The sequence below is a fragment of the Dyella agri genome (genome assembly GCF_044904705.1).
Lineage (GTDB): Bacteria > Pseudomonadota > Gammaproteobacteria > Xanthomonadales > Rhodanobacteraceae > Rhodanobacter_A > Rhodanobacter_A agri.
Window position 1 is genome coordinate 169,592 of record NZ_JADIKL010000005.1, and the last position, 15,350, is coordinate 184,941.

14 protein-coding genes are annotated in these 15,350 nt (G+C 68.5%); 3 read left to right on the forward strand and 11 right to left on the reverse strand.

Features of this window, described 5'->3' with window-relative positions:
- Nucleotides 1-6: 6 nt before the first annotated feature.
- Nucleotides 7-420, reverse strand: coding sequence for a DoxX family protein (locus ISP14_RS11195; protein WP_404539608.1), 414 nt, complete (start codon nucleotides 418-420; stop codon nucleotides 7-9).
- Nucleotides 421-517: 97 nt separating this feature from the next.
- Nucleotides 518-1,003: a peroxiredoxin gene (locus ISP14_RS11200; protein WP_404539610.1), complete on the reverse strand. Its 486-nt coding sequence runs from the start codon at nucleotides 1,001-1,003 to the stop codon at nucleotides 518-520.
- Nucleotides 1,004-1,141: 138 nt separating this feature from the next.
- Between ISP14_RS11200 and ISP14_RS11205 the strand changes: the two genes are divergently transcribed.
- Nucleotides 1,142-1,585, forward strand: a complete 444-nt coding sequence (locus ISP14_RS11205; RefSeq protein ID WP_404539613.1) for an Hsp20/alpha crystallin family protein — start codon at nucleotides 1,142-1,144, stop codon at nucleotides 1,583-1,585.
- Nucleotides 1,586-1,687: 102 nt separating this feature from the next.
- On the forward strand, nucleotides 1,688-2,593 hold the full coding sequence (locus ISP14_RS11210; protein WP_404539616.1) for a DnaJ C-terminal domain-containing protein: 906 nt from the start codon (nucleotides 1,688-1,690) through the stop codon (nucleotides 2,591-2,593).
- A gap of 82 nt (nucleotides 2,594-2,675) precedes the next feature.
- On the opposite strand, the gene pilH is transcribed toward ISP14_RS11210, so the two are convergent.
- The 9 genes from pilH to ISP14_RS11255 all read right to left on the reverse strand — a co-directional run bounded on the left by pilH (nucleotide 2,676) and on the right by ISP14_RS11255 (nucleotide 13,342).
- A complete protein-coding gene (gene pilH / locus ISP14_RS11215) occupies nucleotides 2,676-3,041 on the reverse strand; it encodes a twitching motility response regulator PilH (protein ID WP_367845065.1) in 366 nt (121 codons plus the stop codon).
- Between the two features lie 85 nt (nucleotides 3,042-3,126).
- Nucleotides 3,127-4,122, reverse strand: coding sequence for an oxidoreductase (locus ISP14_RS11220; protein ID WP_404539619.1), 996 nt, complete (start codon nucleotides 4,120-4,122; stop codon nucleotides 3,127-3,129).
- Between the two features lie 14 nt (nucleotides 4,123-4,136).
- Nucleotides 4,137-4,733 carry an LOG family protein gene (locus ISP14_RS11225; protein WP_404539622.1) on the reverse strand — a complete coding sequence of 199 codons (597 nt, stop codon included), beginning with the start codon at nucleotides 4,731-4,733 and terminating at the stop codon, nucleotides 4,137-4,139.
- Between the two features lie 128 nt (nucleotides 4,734-4,861).
- Nucleotides 4,862-6,286 (reverse strand): dihydrolipoyl dehydrogenase, encoded by a 1,425-nt coding sequence (gene lpdA / locus ISP14_RS11230; protein WP_404539625.1) that lies wholly within the window; start codon nucleotides 6,284-6,286, stop codon nucleotides 4,862-4,864.
- A gap of 137 nt (nucleotides 6,287-6,423) precedes the next feature.
- The gene (odhB, locus tag ISP14_RS11235; RefSeq protein ID WP_404539627.1) at nucleotides 6,424-7,674 is read right to left on the reverse strand and encodes a 2-oxoglutarate dehydrogenase complex dihydrolipoyllysine-residue succinyltransferase; all 1,251 of its coding nucleotides are present in this window, start codon (nucleotides 7,672-7,674) and stop codon (nucleotides 6,424-6,426) included.
- Between the two features lie 86 nt (nucleotides 7,675-7,760).
- Nucleotides 7,761-10,595, reverse strand: coding sequence for a 2-oxoglutarate dehydrogenase E1 component (locus ISP14_RS11240; protein ID WP_404539630.1), 2,835 nt, complete (start codon nucleotides 10,593-10,595; stop codon nucleotides 7,761-7,763).
- A gap of 244 nt (nucleotides 10,596-10,839) precedes the next feature.
- Nucleotides 10,840-11,349 carry a DUF7931 domain-containing protein gene (locus tag ISP14_RS11245; RefSeq protein ID WP_404539632.1) on the reverse strand — a complete coding sequence of 170 codons (510 nt, stop codon included), beginning with the start codon at nucleotides 11,347-11,349 and terminating at the stop codon, nucleotides 10,840-10,842.
- A complete protein-coding gene (locus ISP14_RS11250) occupies nucleotides 11,346-12,554 on the reverse strand; it encodes a JmjC domain-containing protein (RefSeq protein ID WP_404539635.1) in 1,209 nt (402 codons plus the stop codon). The genes ISP14_RS11245 and ISP14_RS11250 overlap by 4 nt, the downstream gene beginning before the upstream one ends.
- A gap of 38 nt (nucleotides 12,555-12,592) precedes the next feature.
- Entirely contained in the window at nucleotides 12,593-13,342 is a 750-nt protein-coding gene (locus tag ISP14_RS11255) for a sulfite exporter TauE/SafE family protein (RefSeq protein WP_404539637.1), read from the reverse strand.
- Between the two features lie 119 nt (nucleotides 13,343-13,461).
- On the opposite strand from ISP14_RS11255, the gene ISP14_RS11260 reads away from it, so the two are divergent.
- On the forward strand, nucleotides 13,462-15,333 hold the full coding sequence (locus ISP14_RS11260; protein ID WP_404539642.1) for an assimilatory sulfite reductase (NADPH) flavoprotein subunit: 1,872 nt from the start codon (nucleotides 13,462-13,464) through the stop codon (nucleotides 15,331-15,333).
- The last annotated feature ends 17 nt before the right edge of the window (nucleotides 15,334-15,350 follow it).

Sequence of the window (15,350 nt, forward strand, 5' to 3'; positions counted from 1 at the left end):
GGATGGCTAGCGGCGATCGATCGAATACTTGCCGGGACCGGTAAGGCACAGCAGCAACAGGCCGCCGATGATCGAAAGGTTCTTGTAGAAGTTGATCATGTTGGCCATGCGCTCGACACCGGCCATCGTCCAGTAGTGGTGCCCGATCAGCGCCGTACCCAGCGTGTACAAGGCCAGCAGCAGCGCCAGCGGCCGTGTCCAGAAGCCGAGCACGATCGCCAGGCCGACGAAGAATTCCATCAGGATGACCACGACCGCGGCCAGTGCAGGCAGCGGCAGGCCTTCGGCCGCCATGTAGGCGCTGGTTCCGCCGTAGTCGGTGAACTTGCTCCAGCCGAACAGCACGAACAGCACCATCAGCAGGATGCGCGCGAGCAGGAGCAGTTCGTCGCGGCGGCTGTCGAACAGGGCGTATCGCATGGCAGTCCCCTTCGGTGGCGGCGGATGGCACGGCGGGCTGATGCTGTGCCGTGCTGGCACGGACTGTACACCGTGCTGCGGCTGCCGGCGGCAGCCTTCAGCCGCCGAGCGCCGCCAGCATCGCCTCCGCGCCGGATACGCGGAACTCGCCCGGCGCTTCCACGTGCAGCTGGCGCACCACGCCGTCTTCCGCGTACAGCGCGAAGCGGCGTGCGCGCAAGCCCATGCCGTAGGCGCTGCCATCCCGTTCCAGTCCCAGCGCGCGGGTGAAGTCGGCATTGCCGTCGGCGAGCAGCAGCAGGCCGGAGGGCACGTTCTGCGCGGCCGCCCAGGCCTGCATCACGTAGGCATCATTGACGGCCAGGCAATAGACCGCGAGGCCGCGGGCGCGGAACGCGTCGTAATGCTGCACGTAGCCCGGCAGGTGCTTTTCCGAGCAGGTCGGGGTGAAGGCACCGGGAACGGCGAACAGCACCGCCTTGCGCCCGGCGAACAGCGCGCCGGTGCGGGCGGTTTCGATGCGGCCGTCGTCGATGGCCTTGATCTCGGTGTCGGGCAGCGGCTGGCCGATCTGGATGCTCATGACGGATTCCCTGAAGCATTGGCAACCTGCCGATGCTAGCGGTTGCGGCATCGCCTTGTCGCCTTGAATCGCAGTCGGGCGCACCTATCTCTGCTGGCAGGCGGCAGCGTGCCGCAATCCAACAAGAGGAGTTTCCCGATGAGCCTGAGCCATCATGTGATGTGGGGCCTGCCGCGCGACGCGCGGGCGTTCCACCATGCCTTCGACCGCCTCGCTGAGTCCGACGGCAGCCAGCCGGCCGGCGTTGCCGCCTGGGCGCCGCGTGTCGACATCCGCGAGGAGGGCGAGCGCTTCGTGATCCGCGCCGACGTCCCCGGCATCGATCCCGCGACGATCGAGGTGAACATGGACCGCAACGTGCTGTCGATCGGCGGTGTGCGTGCGGCCGAGCCGGCCGATGCATCCGGGCGGTTCTCGCGGCAGGAGCGGCCGGACGGCCCGTTCCACCGTCGCTTCGTCCTGCCGGACAGCGTCGATGCCGAGCGGATCACCGCCAGCAACCGGCACGGCGTGCTTGAGATCGTGGTGCCGAAGAAGGCCGAGAGCGCGCCGCGCCGTATCGTGATCGACACCAGCCACTGAGCGACCCGGAACTTGCAGGTGCGGCCCGCGGCGGACGATGATCCGCCGTGGGCCGCTTGGCGTGGTGGCGGCCGCCCTGCGACATGGGCGTGAGGAGTGCCAGTGGAATTCAAAGACTATTACGAGACCCTGGGCGTGAAGCCCGAGGCCAGCGAGGCGGAGATCAAGACCGCCTATCGCAAGCTGGCGCGCAAGTACCACCCGGACAAGAACAAGGAAGCCGGGGCCGAGGAGAAATTCAAGGCCGCGAACGAGGCACAGGAGGTGTTGCTGGACGCCGAGAAGCGGCGCGCCTACGACCAGCTGCGCGCCGGCGGCTATCGCGGCGGAGAACAGTTCCGGCCGCCGCCGGGCTGGGGCCAGGGGCAGGGGCAGAACTTCGATTTCGGCGGCGATGGCGATTTCAGCGATTTCTTCGAAAGCCTGTTCGGCCGCTCGGCCGGCGGCCATGGCCAGCGCGGCCAGCCGCGCGCGCGGCGCGGCCAAGACGTACAGGCCAGGGTAGAGATCGATCTGCAGACTGCGTTCGACGGTGGCCGTACCCGGCTGTCCCTGCATGACGGCCACGGCGAGGAGCGCGTGCTGGAGGTGAAGATCCCCGCCGGCATCCAGCCGGGGAAGGTGATCCGGCTGGCGGGGCAGGGCCATCCCGGCGGTCACGGCGGCCCGAATGGCGACCTGCTGCTGGAGGTGGGCATCCGCGACGATGCGCGCTTCAAGCTGGAGGGCCACAACGTGCTGCACGTGCTACCGGTCAGCCCGTGGGAAGCGGCGCTGGGTGCGACGGTGCCTGTGCCGACCCTGGCCGGCACGGTGGAGCTGCGCATTCCGGCCGGTTCGCAGTCGGGGCGCAAGCTGCGCCTGAAGGGGCGCGGCATGCCGGGAGCGCATCCCGGCGACCAGCTGGTGGAAGTGTCGATCCGCACTCCGGCGGCCGCCAGCGACGAGCAGCGCGAGGCCTACGAGGCGCTGCGCGCGCAGTTCGCCGATTACGATCCCCGCCACTGAGCGGAAAACCGCCATGGATGGCAGCTGCATAACGAGAACGGCGCCGTGAGGCGCCGTTCTTCGTAGAAGCAGGCAGGCTGGTTCAGGCCGGCAGCAGTTCTTTCAGCGTGGCCACCAGCTCCTCTTCCTTGATCGGCTTGGTGACGTAGGCGCGCGCACCCTGGCGCATGCCCCACACCTTGTCGGTTTCCTGATCCTTGGTGGTCACCAGCACTACCGGGATGTGCGCCGTGCTGGCGTCCTTGCTGATCGTGCGGGTGGCCTGGAAACCGTTGAGGTTGGGCATCACCACGTCCATCAGGATCAGGTCGGGGATCTCGCGCTTGGCCACCTCGACGCCGGCGGCGCCATCTTCGGCGGTAAGGGTCTCGTGACCGAGCTTCTCGACGATGCGTTTCAGACCGAGGAGCTGCGACGGCGAGTCGTCGACGATCAGGATGCGTGCCATAAGGTGGGGGTCCCCTTGTTGTTTCAGTGGATTCTATGCCGGCGGGGCGGTGCTTCCAAGCCGGGAGCCCGACGGGCCTGCTGGATCAGTCGCCGGCGACGCGCACCACGGTGCGGCCGAAGGAGTCGCCGTCCAGCATGCGCGCGAACACGTCGGGCAGCTCGTCCAGCGTCGCCTCGCGGGTGGCGATGCGTTCCAGGTGGCGTGGCTTCCAGTCGCCGGCCAGGTGCTGCCAGACGCGCTCGCGCACGGGGCGGGCCGTACCGGCCGAAGCCACGCCAAGCAGGTTCACGCCGCGGATGATGAAGGGCATCACCGTGCTGTCGAAGGCGATGCCGCCGGCGTTGCCGCAGATCGCCACATTGCCGTAGGGCGCGACCAGCGGCAGCAGGCCGGCCAGCATTGCGCCGCCCACGTTGTCCAGCGCACCGCCGAAGCGGACCGAATCCATCGGCTTGCCGCTGAAAGCGAGCGCGTGGCGATCGATGCACTCGGCGGCGCCCAGCGACTTGAGGAAGTCGAAATGCGCGGCCTTGCCGCTGATCGCATGCACCGCGTAGCCGGCGCGGCTGAAGATGTCGATGGCGAGCTGGCCCACGCCGCCGCTGGCGCCGGTGACGGCGATCGGGCCGAGTGCGGGCGTCTGGCCGTTGTCCAGCATGTGCACCAGCGCCAGCGCGGCGGTGAAGCCGGCGGTGCCGAGGATCATGCTTTCGCGCAGGCCAAGCCCCTGCGGCAGCGGGATCGTCCAGCGCGCGTCCAGCCGCGCGTATTCCGCATAGCCGCCGTCGCGGGTTTCAGAAAGGCCGCTGCCGGTGCACAGCACCGCGTCGCCTTCCTTGAAGGCGGGGTCGGAGGAGGCGACCACGTGGCCGGCCACGTCGATGCCGCCGTTGAGCGGATAGTGGCGCAGGATCTTGCCCTTGCCGGTGCCGGCCAGCGCATCCTTGTAGTTGACCGAGGAGTACGCGACCTTGATCAGCACCTCGCCGGGTGTCAGCGCATCGGTGCCGATTTCCTCGATGCCGGCGCGGTAGCCGGCGTCGTCGTTGTGGATGCGGAAGGCGTGGAAACGGGTCACGAGGTTTTCTCCACTCAGGCTTTGATGCTGGACGGGCCGATCACGCGGGTGGCGTCGCCGCCGTCGTAGTGCGCCATCCAGTCGAACAGCGCGGGCATGGAATCGCCGAACCAGAGGCTGTCGCGCTGGCCGGCCTGCACAAAGCCTTCGGCCACCATGTGATCCATCATCGCGCGCAACTCGCGGTAGTAGCCGCGCGCATCGAGGAAGGCGCAGGGATGGCGATGCAGGCCGAGCTGGGCCCAGGTCAGCATCTCGAACATTTCGTCCATGGTGCCGAAGCCGCCGGGCAGGGCGACGAAGGCGTCGGACAACTCGTACATGCGCGTCTTGCGCTGGTGCATGGTGTCCACCACCACCAGCTCGGTGAGCCCCTTGTGCGCCACCTCGCGCTCCACCAGCTGGCGCGGGATCACCCCCACGACCTTGCCACCGCCGGCCAGCACCGCGTCGGCAACGAGGCCCATCAGGCCCACGTTGCCGCCACCGTAGACCAGCGCGATGCCGCGCCGGGCCATCTCGGCACCGAAGGCGCGCGCCAGCTCGGCGTATTCGGGATGTTTGCCGGCGCTTGAGCCGCAGTAGACGCAGAGGGAGGTGGGCTTGGGCATGGTTGCGGCTTGTCGGGATCGCGGAATGAAAAGCGTACTGTACCGATTTGTCGTTTTCGGTTTCACCGGAAACGGCACGGCCCGCTCATGTCGCCACGAGCGGGCCGCGTTGGCCTTGCGAAGGGCGATCAGTTGCCCTTGTGGATGGCGCGCTTGTCCACCGACAGCGCCGCCTCGTGCACCGCCTCCGACAGCGTCGGATGGGCGTGGACGATGCGCGCGAGGTCTTCGGAGGAGCCCTTGAACTCCATCGCCACCACGCACTCGGCGATCAGCTCGGACACGCCCGGGCCGACCATGTGCACGCCGAGGATGCGGTCGGTCTCGGCGTGGGCGATCATCTTCACCTGGCCGACGGCCTCGTTCATCGCCACGGCGCGGCCGATGGCGGCGAACGGGAAGGTGCCGACCTTGTACGGGACGCCGGCGTCCTTCAGTTCCTTCTCGGTCTTGCCCGCCCAGGCCACTTCCGGCTCGGTGTAGATCACGAAGGGCACGGTGTCGTAGTTGACGTGGCCGGCCTTGCCGGCGATCCACTCGGCCACCGCCACGCCTTCCTCGGAACCCTTGTGCGCCAGCATCGGGCCGCGCACCGCGTCGCCGATCGCCCACACGCCGTCCACGCCGGTGTGGCAGTGCTCGTCGACCACGATGCGGCCGCGCTCGTCCAGCTTCACGCCCGTGTCGTCGGCCAGCAGGCCGGTGCTATAGGCGCGGCGGCCCACGGCCACCAGCAGCTTGTCGACCACCAGCTGCTGTTCACCGCTCTTGTCGGTGTAGGTGAGGTGCACGCCGTCCTTCTTCACCTCGGCCTTGTTGAGCTTGGCGTCGAGCTTGATGTCCAGGCCCTGCTTGGCGAATTCCTTCGCGGCGAGCTTGGCGATGTCGGCATCGGCGACCGAGAGGAAATCGGGCAGCGCCTCGATGATGGTGACCTCGGAACCCATGCGGCGCCACACGCTGCCTAGTTCGAGGCCGATCACGCCGGCGCCGATCACGCCCAGGCGCTTCGGCACTTCGGTGAAGTCCAGCGCGCCGGCGTTGTCGACGATGTTCTTGCCGTCGAACTTGGCGAACGGCAGCTCGATCGGAATGGAGCCGGAGGCGAGGATCACGTTGGTGGCGCTGATCGTCTGCTTGCTGCCGTCGGCGGCGGTGATCTCGACCTGGTTGCCCTTGAGCAGCTTGCCGGTGCCGAAGTACGGGGTGACCTTGTTGGCCTTGAACAGCTGGCCGATGCCGCCGGTGAACTGCTTGACGATCTTGTCCTTGCGGCCGATGAAGGTGGCCATGTCGACCTTGGCGTCCTTCACGCTGATGCCGTGCACCGGCAGGTTGTGTGCGATGTTCCAGTACTGGCGCGAGGAATCCAGCAGCGCCTTGGACGGGATGCAGCCGACGTTGAGGCAGGTGCCGCCGAGGGCCTGCTTGCCGTCCTTGCCGGTGAAGGCATCCACGCACGCGGTCTTCAGGCCGAGCTGCGCGGCGCGGATCGCGGCCACATAGCCCGCCGGGCCGGCGCCGATGACGATGACGTCGAATTTGTCGCTCATGTCGTTTCTCGCTTTGTCCCTCTCCCATCGGGAGAGGGTGCCCAAAGGGCGGGTGAGGGTACGGGCGGAGTGAGGCGTTGCGGCGGTGCCGGACCCTCACCCCAACCCCTCTCCCTGAGGGAGAGGGGCTCAAGGCATCAGAGGCCCAGCAGCATGCGCTGCGGGTTCTCGAGCTGGTTCTTGATGTCGACCAGGAACAGCACCGCGTCCTTGCCGTCGATGATGCGGTGGTCGTAGCTGATCGCGATGTACATCATCGGCGCGGCGATCACCTGGCCGTTCTCGACGACCGCGCGCTCCTTGATCGTGTGCATGCCGAGGATGGCGCTCTGCGGCGGGTTCACGATCGGGGTGGAGAGCAGCGAGCCGAAGGTGCCGCCGTTGGTGATGGTGAAGGTGCCGCCCTGCAGGTCGTCCAGGGTCAGCTTGCCGTCGCGCGCCTTCTTGGCGTAATCGGCGATGGCCTTCTCGATGTCCGCAAAGCTCATGTTCTCGGCATTGCGCAGCACCGGGGTGACCAGGCCCTTGTCGGTGGACACCGCGATGGAGACGTCCTGGTAGCCGTGATAGATGATGTCGTTGCCGTCCACCGAGGCGTTGACGATCGGGTGGCGCTTCAGCGCCTCGACCGTGGCCTTGACGAAGAAGCTCATGAAGCCGAGCTTGACGCCGTGCTCCTTCTGGAACTGCTCGCCGAGGTCCTTGCGCATCTTGCTGACCGCGGCCAGGTTCACTTCGTTGAACGAGGTGAGCATCGCGATCGAGTTCTTCGATTGCATCAGGCGCTCGGCGATCTTGGCGCGCATGCGGGTCATGGTCACGCGCTCTTCCGGACGGGCGCCCGGCGTGGGCTTGGCCGCCGGTGCGGCGGCCGGAGCCGCGGCCGGACGCGCGCCGGCGTTGACCACGTCTTCCTTGATGATGCGGCCGTCGCGGCCGGTGCCGGCGATGGTGGCGGTGTCGACCTTGTTTTCGGTGGCGACGCGCTGCGCGGCGGGCGACAGAACGGCTGTCGATGTGGAGCTGATCGCAGTACTGGCTGTCGGCGTAGCTGCTGGAGCCGGAGCCGGTGCGGGCGTTGTTGTCGTGGAAACGGAGGTCGGCGCTGTGCCTGCGCTCGGAGTTGCTGGCGCGCTTACGCTCGCCACGGCGCCTTCCTCGATGATCGCGATCACCTGCTGGCTGTTCACCGTGGCACCGGTCTCCTGCCTGATCTCCTTGATCACGCCATCGACCGGGGCGGGAACTTCCAGCACCACCTTGTCGGTTTCCAGGTCGACCAGGTTCTCGTCGCGCTTCACCGCATCGCCGGCCTTCTTGTGCCAGGTGGCGATGGTGGCGTCGGAAACCGACTCGGGCAGGACGGGGACTTTGACTTCGATGGACATGACGGGCCCTTGGGGTTGTTGGTGCGCTTAATCGTGGAGCGCAAAGGTCAAGGCGGCCGTCCGTGGCCGCGGGGATTCGGGGAAGCTTACTCCGCGGAGTGGTCGGTGCCGACCGGCGCGACCAGCGCCTGCTCGACCAGCGCGGCTTGCTCGGCGACGTGGGTGTTGAGGTGGCCGGCAGCCGGCGCCGGCGAACGCGCGCGGCCGGCGTAGGAGAGGCTGTGCTTCGGGCCCACGCAGGCCTGCAGGTGGTGGCGGATCTGGAACCAGGCGCCCTGGTTCATCGGTTCCTCCTGGCACCACACCACTTCCTTGGCGGCCGGGTACTTCTCCAGCTCGGCGGAAACCTCGGCGCGCGGGAACGGGTAGAGCTGCTCCACGCGCACGATGGCCACGTCGGCGAGGCCGCGCTTTTCGGCTTCTTCCAGCAGGTCGTAGTAGACCTTGCCGGCGCACAACACCACGCGCTTCACCTTCTTGGCGGCGAGTTCGCGGTGCTCGGCGATCACCAGCTGGAAGCTGCCGTTGGCCAGCTCGTCCAGCGTCGACACCGCCAGCTTGTGGCGCAGCAGCGACTTCGGCGTCATCACGATCAGCGGCTTGCGCACCGGACGCAGCATCTGGCGGCGGATCATGTGGAAATCCTGCGCCGGCGTGGTCGGCACGCAGACCTGCATGTTGTCGAACGCGCACAGCTGCAGGAAGCGCTCCAGACGTGCGGAGGAGTGCTCCGGGCCCTGGCCTTCGTAGCCGTGCGGCAGGAACAGCGCCAGGCCGCACAGGCGGTTCCACTTCGCCTCGCCGGAGCTGATGAACTGATCGATCACCACCTGGGCGCCGTTGGCGAAGTCGCCGAACTGGCCTTCCCAGATGTTGAGCGTGTCGGGATCGGTGGTGGAGTGGCCGTATTCAAAGGCCATCACCGCCTCCTCGCTGAGCAGCGAGTCGATCACTTCCACGTCGGCGCCGTCGCGGATCGTGGCCAGCGGCATGAAAGTGTGGCCGTCCTTCTGGTCGTGCAGCACGGCGTGGCGATGGAAGAAGGTGCCGCGGCCGGAGTCCTGGCCGACCAGGCGCAGGTTGCTGCCCGCGTCGATCAGGCTGGCGTAGGCCAGGTTCTCGGCGAAGCCCCAGTCGCCCGGCTGCTCGCCGGAGGCCATCTTGCGGCGGTCGTCGTAGATTTTCGCCACGCGCGACTGCAAGGTGATGTCGTTGGGGATCTGCAACAGCTGGTTGGCCAACTCCACCAGCCGCTTCTTCGGCAGCGTGGTGTCGGTCTTGTCGGACAGCTTGCCCTTGAGGAAGCGCGTCCAGTCGATGTGGATGTCGCGCTGGGGCGCGGGATCCAGCTCGGTCATCGGCTTGCCGGCTTCCAGGCGGTCGCGGTAAGCGTCGAAGCGCTTCTGCACGTCGCCGTCGGCGATCACGCCTTCGGCCACCAGCTGCTTGCCGTACAGCTCGCGGGCCGGCGGCAGCTTCTTGATGACCTGGTACATCACCGGCTGGGTGGCGGTGGGCTCGTCGGCTTCGTTGTGGCCGTGGCGGCGGTAGCACACCAGGTCGATCACCACGTCCTTGCGGAAGGTTTTGCGGAAGTCGTAGGCGAGGCGGGTGGCCTCGATCACCGCTTCCGGATCGTCGCCGTTCACATGCAGCACCGGCGCGTTGACCATCTTGGCCAGGTCGGTGCAGTACATCGTGGAGCGCGCGTCCTGCGGGTTCGACGTGGTGAAGCCCACCTGGTTGTTCACCACGATATGCAGGCTGCCGCCGATCTTGAAGCCGCGGGCCTGCGACATCTGGAACAGTTCCATGTTCACGCCCTGGCCGGCCAGCGCGGCGTCGCCGTGGATCAGCACCGCCATCGACTGGGTGTGCCCCGCGTCGCCGCGGCGGATCTGCCGCGCGTGCACGGAACCGGCCACCACAGGGTTGACGATTTCCAGGTGCGAGGGGTTGAACGCCAGCGCCACGTGGGTGCCGCCCTTGGGCGTTTTGACGTCGGCGGAGAAGCCCATGTGGTACTTCACGTCGCCGGAGTGCGCGGGGTCGTCCGGGTGCTCGAACTTGCCCTCGAATTCGTCGAACAAGGTCTTCGGCGGCTTGCCGAGGATGTTGACCAGCACGTTGAGGCGGCCGCGGTGGGCCATGCCGATCACCAGCTCCTTGATGCCGTTGTCGCCGGCGGCGCGCACCACGTCGTCCAGCATCGGGATCAGGCTGTCGCCGCCTTCCAGCGAGAAGCGCTTCTGGCCGACATACTTGGTATGGAGGTAGCGCTCCAGGCCGTCGGCGGCGGTGAGGCCGTCCAGCACGCGCTGCTTGCCCGCGGCGTCGAGGCCGGCATTGCCGTTGGCCTGCTCCAGCCGGGTGTAGATCCAGTTGCGCTGCGCGTGATCGGAGATGTACATGAACTCCGCGCCGATGCTGCGCGTATACACCTTCTTCAGGCGCGCCCACAGCTCGCGCAGCTTCAGGCGCTGGCCGCCGCCGGCATAGGTGCCGCAGTCGAACTCGGTGTCGAGATCGGCGTCGGAGAGACCGTGGAAGGCCAGGCCGAGGTCGGGCGCTTCCATCTTGTGCGCCAGGCCGAGCGGATCGAGATCGGCGGCGAGGTGGCCGCGCGAACGGTAGGCGGTCAGCAGACGCAGTACGCCGGCCTGCTTGCGCGCGTGTTCGTCGCTGACCGGCGCGGCGGCGATGTGACGCTGCTTCTGTGCCGCTTCGATGCGCGCGATGGCGCCGCCGTGCGGGATGTCGCCGGCTTCGCGGCCCCGGAAGGTCTCGAAGTATTTGCTCCACTCGGCGGAGACCGACGCGGGGTCGGCCAGCCAGGCGTCGTACAGCGATTCGACGTAATCGGCGTTGCCGCCAGCGAGTTGGGAGGATTCGAAGAACTCGCGGATCAGATTTGTACTCACGTCACCACCGGCAGGGAAGGGAGGCTTGCGGCGATCCATCGGCGGCGCGGATCGCCGGCGAAAAATCCTGTTAATTATAGCCTTGGGCTGCTGCGCCGCGGCAACCCGCACGGAGCCCGGAATGGGGGCTGGTGGGCCGGAATTCACGCGGCCCATGCACCGACTTTGGTCGCAGGTGGCGTACGGCAACACTTTGCGGCATGCGAAGGCGGCAGGTCATCGCGGGCCGCCTGTTCAGCAGACGCTACAAATCCAGTGCCTGCAGCTCGCTGGCGCGGGCCGAGCGCTCCCAGATTTCGTCGAACTGCTGCAGCAGCGGCGCCTGTGCGGCGCGGTCGGGCAGCGCCATGCGGCCCTGCGGCCGGGCAGCATCGGGCTGGAACAGGTAACCGCCGGTGTCGGTGAGCAGCCAGACGCTGGCGCACTGGCGGTCCACGTCCTCCACCGGCGTGCGGATCTGGATCGCGCTGGAAAGGCGCTGGAACAGCATGATCAGCCGGTGGCCGTCGCGCAGCGCCGTCGCCGGGTCGTGCAGCAGGACGCGGATTTCGGCACGGCGGCCGGAGGTGGCGATGCGCTTGAGTTCGGCCAGCTCGGCGTCATTGCCGTAGTCGTCGCGGCCGAGCAGGGGCAGGTGCAACGCCAGCCGATGACGCGCGGCGGCCAGCAGCTGCAGCCGCGCGGCGGCGAGCGCCTCGCGGCCTTCGACCACGCGATGCTCCGCGTCGTCGTCGCCGGCGGCCGGCACGTTCACCGCCGGCGTGCCTTGCGCAGCACCAGGTGTCCGTCGTTGACCAGCGCCAGCAGCAAGGCGGTGGCTGCGGCCGACGGTGCGGCATCGATGGCGATCTCGCGCTCGGCGCACAGCTGTTTTGCCAGTGCCGGCGGGGCCGGCCAGGCCTGGCCGTTCGCGTACAAGGTGGTGCCGGATTTGCCGCGGCTCCAGGCCATGCGCGACCAGGGATGGCGCAGCAGGCGCGCACCAGCGGCGAGTTGCTTGATCAGGGCGGCCTCGGCCAGCGGACGGTCGGGCAACGCCGGCGTCTGTGCGTTGCGGTAGCGGGTGATGAAGCGGCCGAACCAGTCGCGCAGGCTGTCCTCGTCCAGTGCGGCGGCGAATGGCAAGGCCTTGCGCAGCCGCGCCAGCGCCGCCGCATCGATCTCGCCGGGCGCCTTGGCCGGGGCGAGGTCGGGGTCGGCATAGCGCTGGTCCTCGTGCAGCCGTTCGGCGAGGTAGTCGGCGAGGTCGCCAGTCAGTTCCGCCTGCGAAGGCGCGCGCATGCCGATGGAAAAAGTCATGCAGGGGCCGCCGAAGGCCACGCCGTCGTGTGGCACGCCGGGCGGCAGGTAGAGCATATCGCCCGGTTCCAGCAGCCATTCGTGGGTCGGCTCGAAGTGCGCGAGCTGCTTCAGTTCCACGTCGGGGCGGAACGCCACCGGCGCTTCCGGATCGGTGCTGATTGCCCAGTGCCGCTGGCCCAGCCCCTGCAGCAGGAACACGTCGTACTGATCCACGTGCGCGCCCACGCCGCCGCCGGGTTCGGCATAGGAAATCATGATGTCGTCCACCCGCCAGCTGGGCAGGAAGGCGAAGGGGGCGAGCAGGGCGGCTACGTCGGCGTCCCACTTGTCCACGTCCTGCACCAGCAAGGTCCAGTCCGCATCGCCGGTCTTCGCGAAGTCGGCTTCGCTGAGTGGACCGCTCTTCACCTGCCACCGCTCGCGCGCCGTGTCGTGGCGGATCAGCCGCGACAGCGCGCCCTCCTCGCAGGCCAGGCCGGCCAGGTCTTCCGGCTGGATCGGGGGCACGAAATCCGGAAAGGCGTTGCGTACCAGCAGCGGGTGCTTCTGCCAGTAGTCGCGCAGGAATTGCGCGGGCGGCATGCCCAAGGGCTGGCGGGCGGAGCCGCGCACTTCGATGGGCAGGGCGGTCTTGCGGGGGGCGGGGGCGCGTTTCATGCGCGCATTGTACCGGCGCGGCGGCAGGCCGACCCGGCTCAGGTCAAGACACGCACCGCGTTGTTGATGCCCAGCGCCAGCACCGCCAGCCCGGCCAGCACGGTGGCGGCACGGGCCGGGATGCGCCGGATGAAGAACGCGCCAAATGGCGCGGCGAGGATGCCGCCAGCGATCAGGCCGAGCACCGCGATCACATGCCCGGCGCCGATACCGAACAAGAATGCGGCGCTGGCGGCGATGCTCACCACGCACTTGGCCAGGTGCACGCTGCCGATCACCGCGCGCGGCTGCAGCCCCCGGGCGATCAAGGTGGTGGCGGTGAGCGCGCTCCACCCGCCGCCGCCGATCGCATCCATGAAGCCGGCGGCCACGCCCAGGATCGGCGTGCCGCGCGGCGGCTCGGTGCGTTCGCCGGGATGCTTCGCGCTGCGCAGCAACAGGAACAGGCCCATGCCCAACAGGTAGGGTGTCAGGGCGATGCGCATCCACGATGCGGGCAGGTGCACGGCCAGGTATACGCCGAGCAGCGCACCGATCACGCCCGGAATCGCCAGCGCCAGGAACAGCCGCCGCCGCACGTTGCCCGCGGCGAGGTGGCTCAGCCCCGAGGCGCCGCAGGTGAAGGTTTCGGCGTAGTGCACGCTGGCGCTGGCCATCACCGGCGGCATGCCCAGGCCCAGCAGCAACCCGGCCGAGGTCACGCCGTAGGCCATGCCGAGCGCACCGTCCACCAGCTGCGCGGCGACGCCCACGAGGGTGAAGACGAGGAATTCCGGCAAGGGGCTCATCGCGGTCCCGGGAAAGATGATGCCGGCATGTCAGCACGCGGGCCGACGCGCCGGAAATGAGCGGCCCGCATAAGCACATGCCGACAAGTGTTTTCTAGCCCGCGGGCCGCGGCCATAGCATGGTCGGCAAGACGTATGGACGTCCAAAAGGAAAGAGCGTGAGCGCTTCCACACGACCGATACTGCCGACGCCGGGCCTGGCCGCCGAGCGGCTGGCGCTGCTGAACCGGCTGACCGAGGGCTTGCCGCCGGCTGATCTGTACTGGATCTCGGCGTGGAGCGCGGCACTGGCGGCGCAGGCCACGCGCGTCACGCTGCCGGCTGTTGTGTCGGCGGCCGGGGCGGCGAACGCGGCCACGGCCGAGCGGTTCACCGTGCTCTACGGCAGCCAGACCGGCAACTCGCGCCGGATAGCCGAGCGACTGGCCGAGCGTGCCGCCGCGGCAGGGCTGGACGTGCGCTTGCTGCGCACCGGTGCCTATCCCGTGCGCGAGCTGGCGCAGGAGCGTCACCTGGTGCTGGTGATCAGCAGCCAGGGCGATGGCGATCCGCCGGACGATGCATTGGGTTTCGTCGAGTTCCTCAACGGCAAGCGCGCCCCGAAGCTGCCGCAGCTTAGGTTCGCGGTGCTGGGCCTGGGCGACTCCAGCTATCCGCAGTTCTGCGCGGTGAGCCGCCGGCTCGACGCACGCTTCGCCGAGCTGGGGGCGCAGCGCTTCGCCGAACTGGGCGAGGCCGACGTCGACTTCGAGGCCGTGGGCACGAGCTGGAGCGATAGCGTGCTGGACAAGGCGCGCGATGCGTTGGGCGCGCCCGCCGCGCCCGTCGCGGCGAACCAGCGTCCGGTGGCCTTGCACTCGGTGAACAGTGCGCTGCACGGCCGTGAAAACCCGTATGCCGCCGAGGTGCTGGAAAACCAGCGTATCGTCTCGCGCGACAGCGCGCGCGAAGTGCGCCACGTCGAACTCTCGCTGCAGGGCTCCGGCCTGCGCTACGAACCGGGCGACGCGCTGGGCGTGTGGCCGCGCAATCCACCGGCCTTGGTGAACGATTATCTGCGCCTGCTGCGCCTGGACGGGGAGCAGGAAGTCACCCACGATGGCCGCCGCCTGCCGCTGGCGCGCTGGCTGACCCACGAGCGCGAGCTGACCCGCCTGAGCCGCCCGCTGCTCGCCGCGCATGCCAGCGCCAGCGGTGACGCCGGACTGGCGCGCGTGCTGGAGCCGGAGCAGCGCGAGGCGCTGACCCGGCTGCTCGACACGCACCAGCCGATCGACCTGCTGCGCCGCCATCCGGTGGGCTGGGATGCCGCACAGCTGGTCGCCGCGCTGCGTCCGCTCACCCCGCGGCTGTATTCCATCGCCTCCAGCCCGAAGGCGGTGGGCGAGGAGGAGGTGCATCTCACCGTGGCCATGGTGGGCTACCACGCCCATGGCAGCGATCACCTCGGCGCGGCCTCGTCCTTCCTCGCCGCGGCCGGCGACGAGCAGCGCGTGCCAGTATTCGTGGAGGCGAACGAGCGCTTCCGCCTGCCGGCCGACGCCAGCCGCGACATCATCATGATCGGGCCGGGCACCGGCGTGGCACCGTTCCGCGCTTTTGTGCAGGAGCGCCAGGTCACCGGCGCCGCGGGGCGCAACTGGCTGTTCTTCGGCAATCGCCATTTTGCGCAGGACTTCCTTTACCAGACCGAGTGGCAGCAGGCGCTGGAGGACGGCGCGCTGCATCGCCTCGATCTCGCCTTTTCGCGCGATGCGGCGGCCAAGACCTACGTGCAGAGCCGGCTGCGCGAACACGGCCGCGAACTGTACACCTGGCTGCGCGACGGCGCCCATCTCTACGTCTGCGGCGACGCGACGCATATGGCGAAGGACGTGCACGAGGCACTGGTCTACGTGGCTGTCGCCCACGGCGGGCTCTCCGCCGAAGACGCCCGCGGCTGGCTGGCCGAGCTGTTGCAGGAAGGGCGCTACGCCCGTGATGTGTACTGAGAAGAAGAAAAAGTATC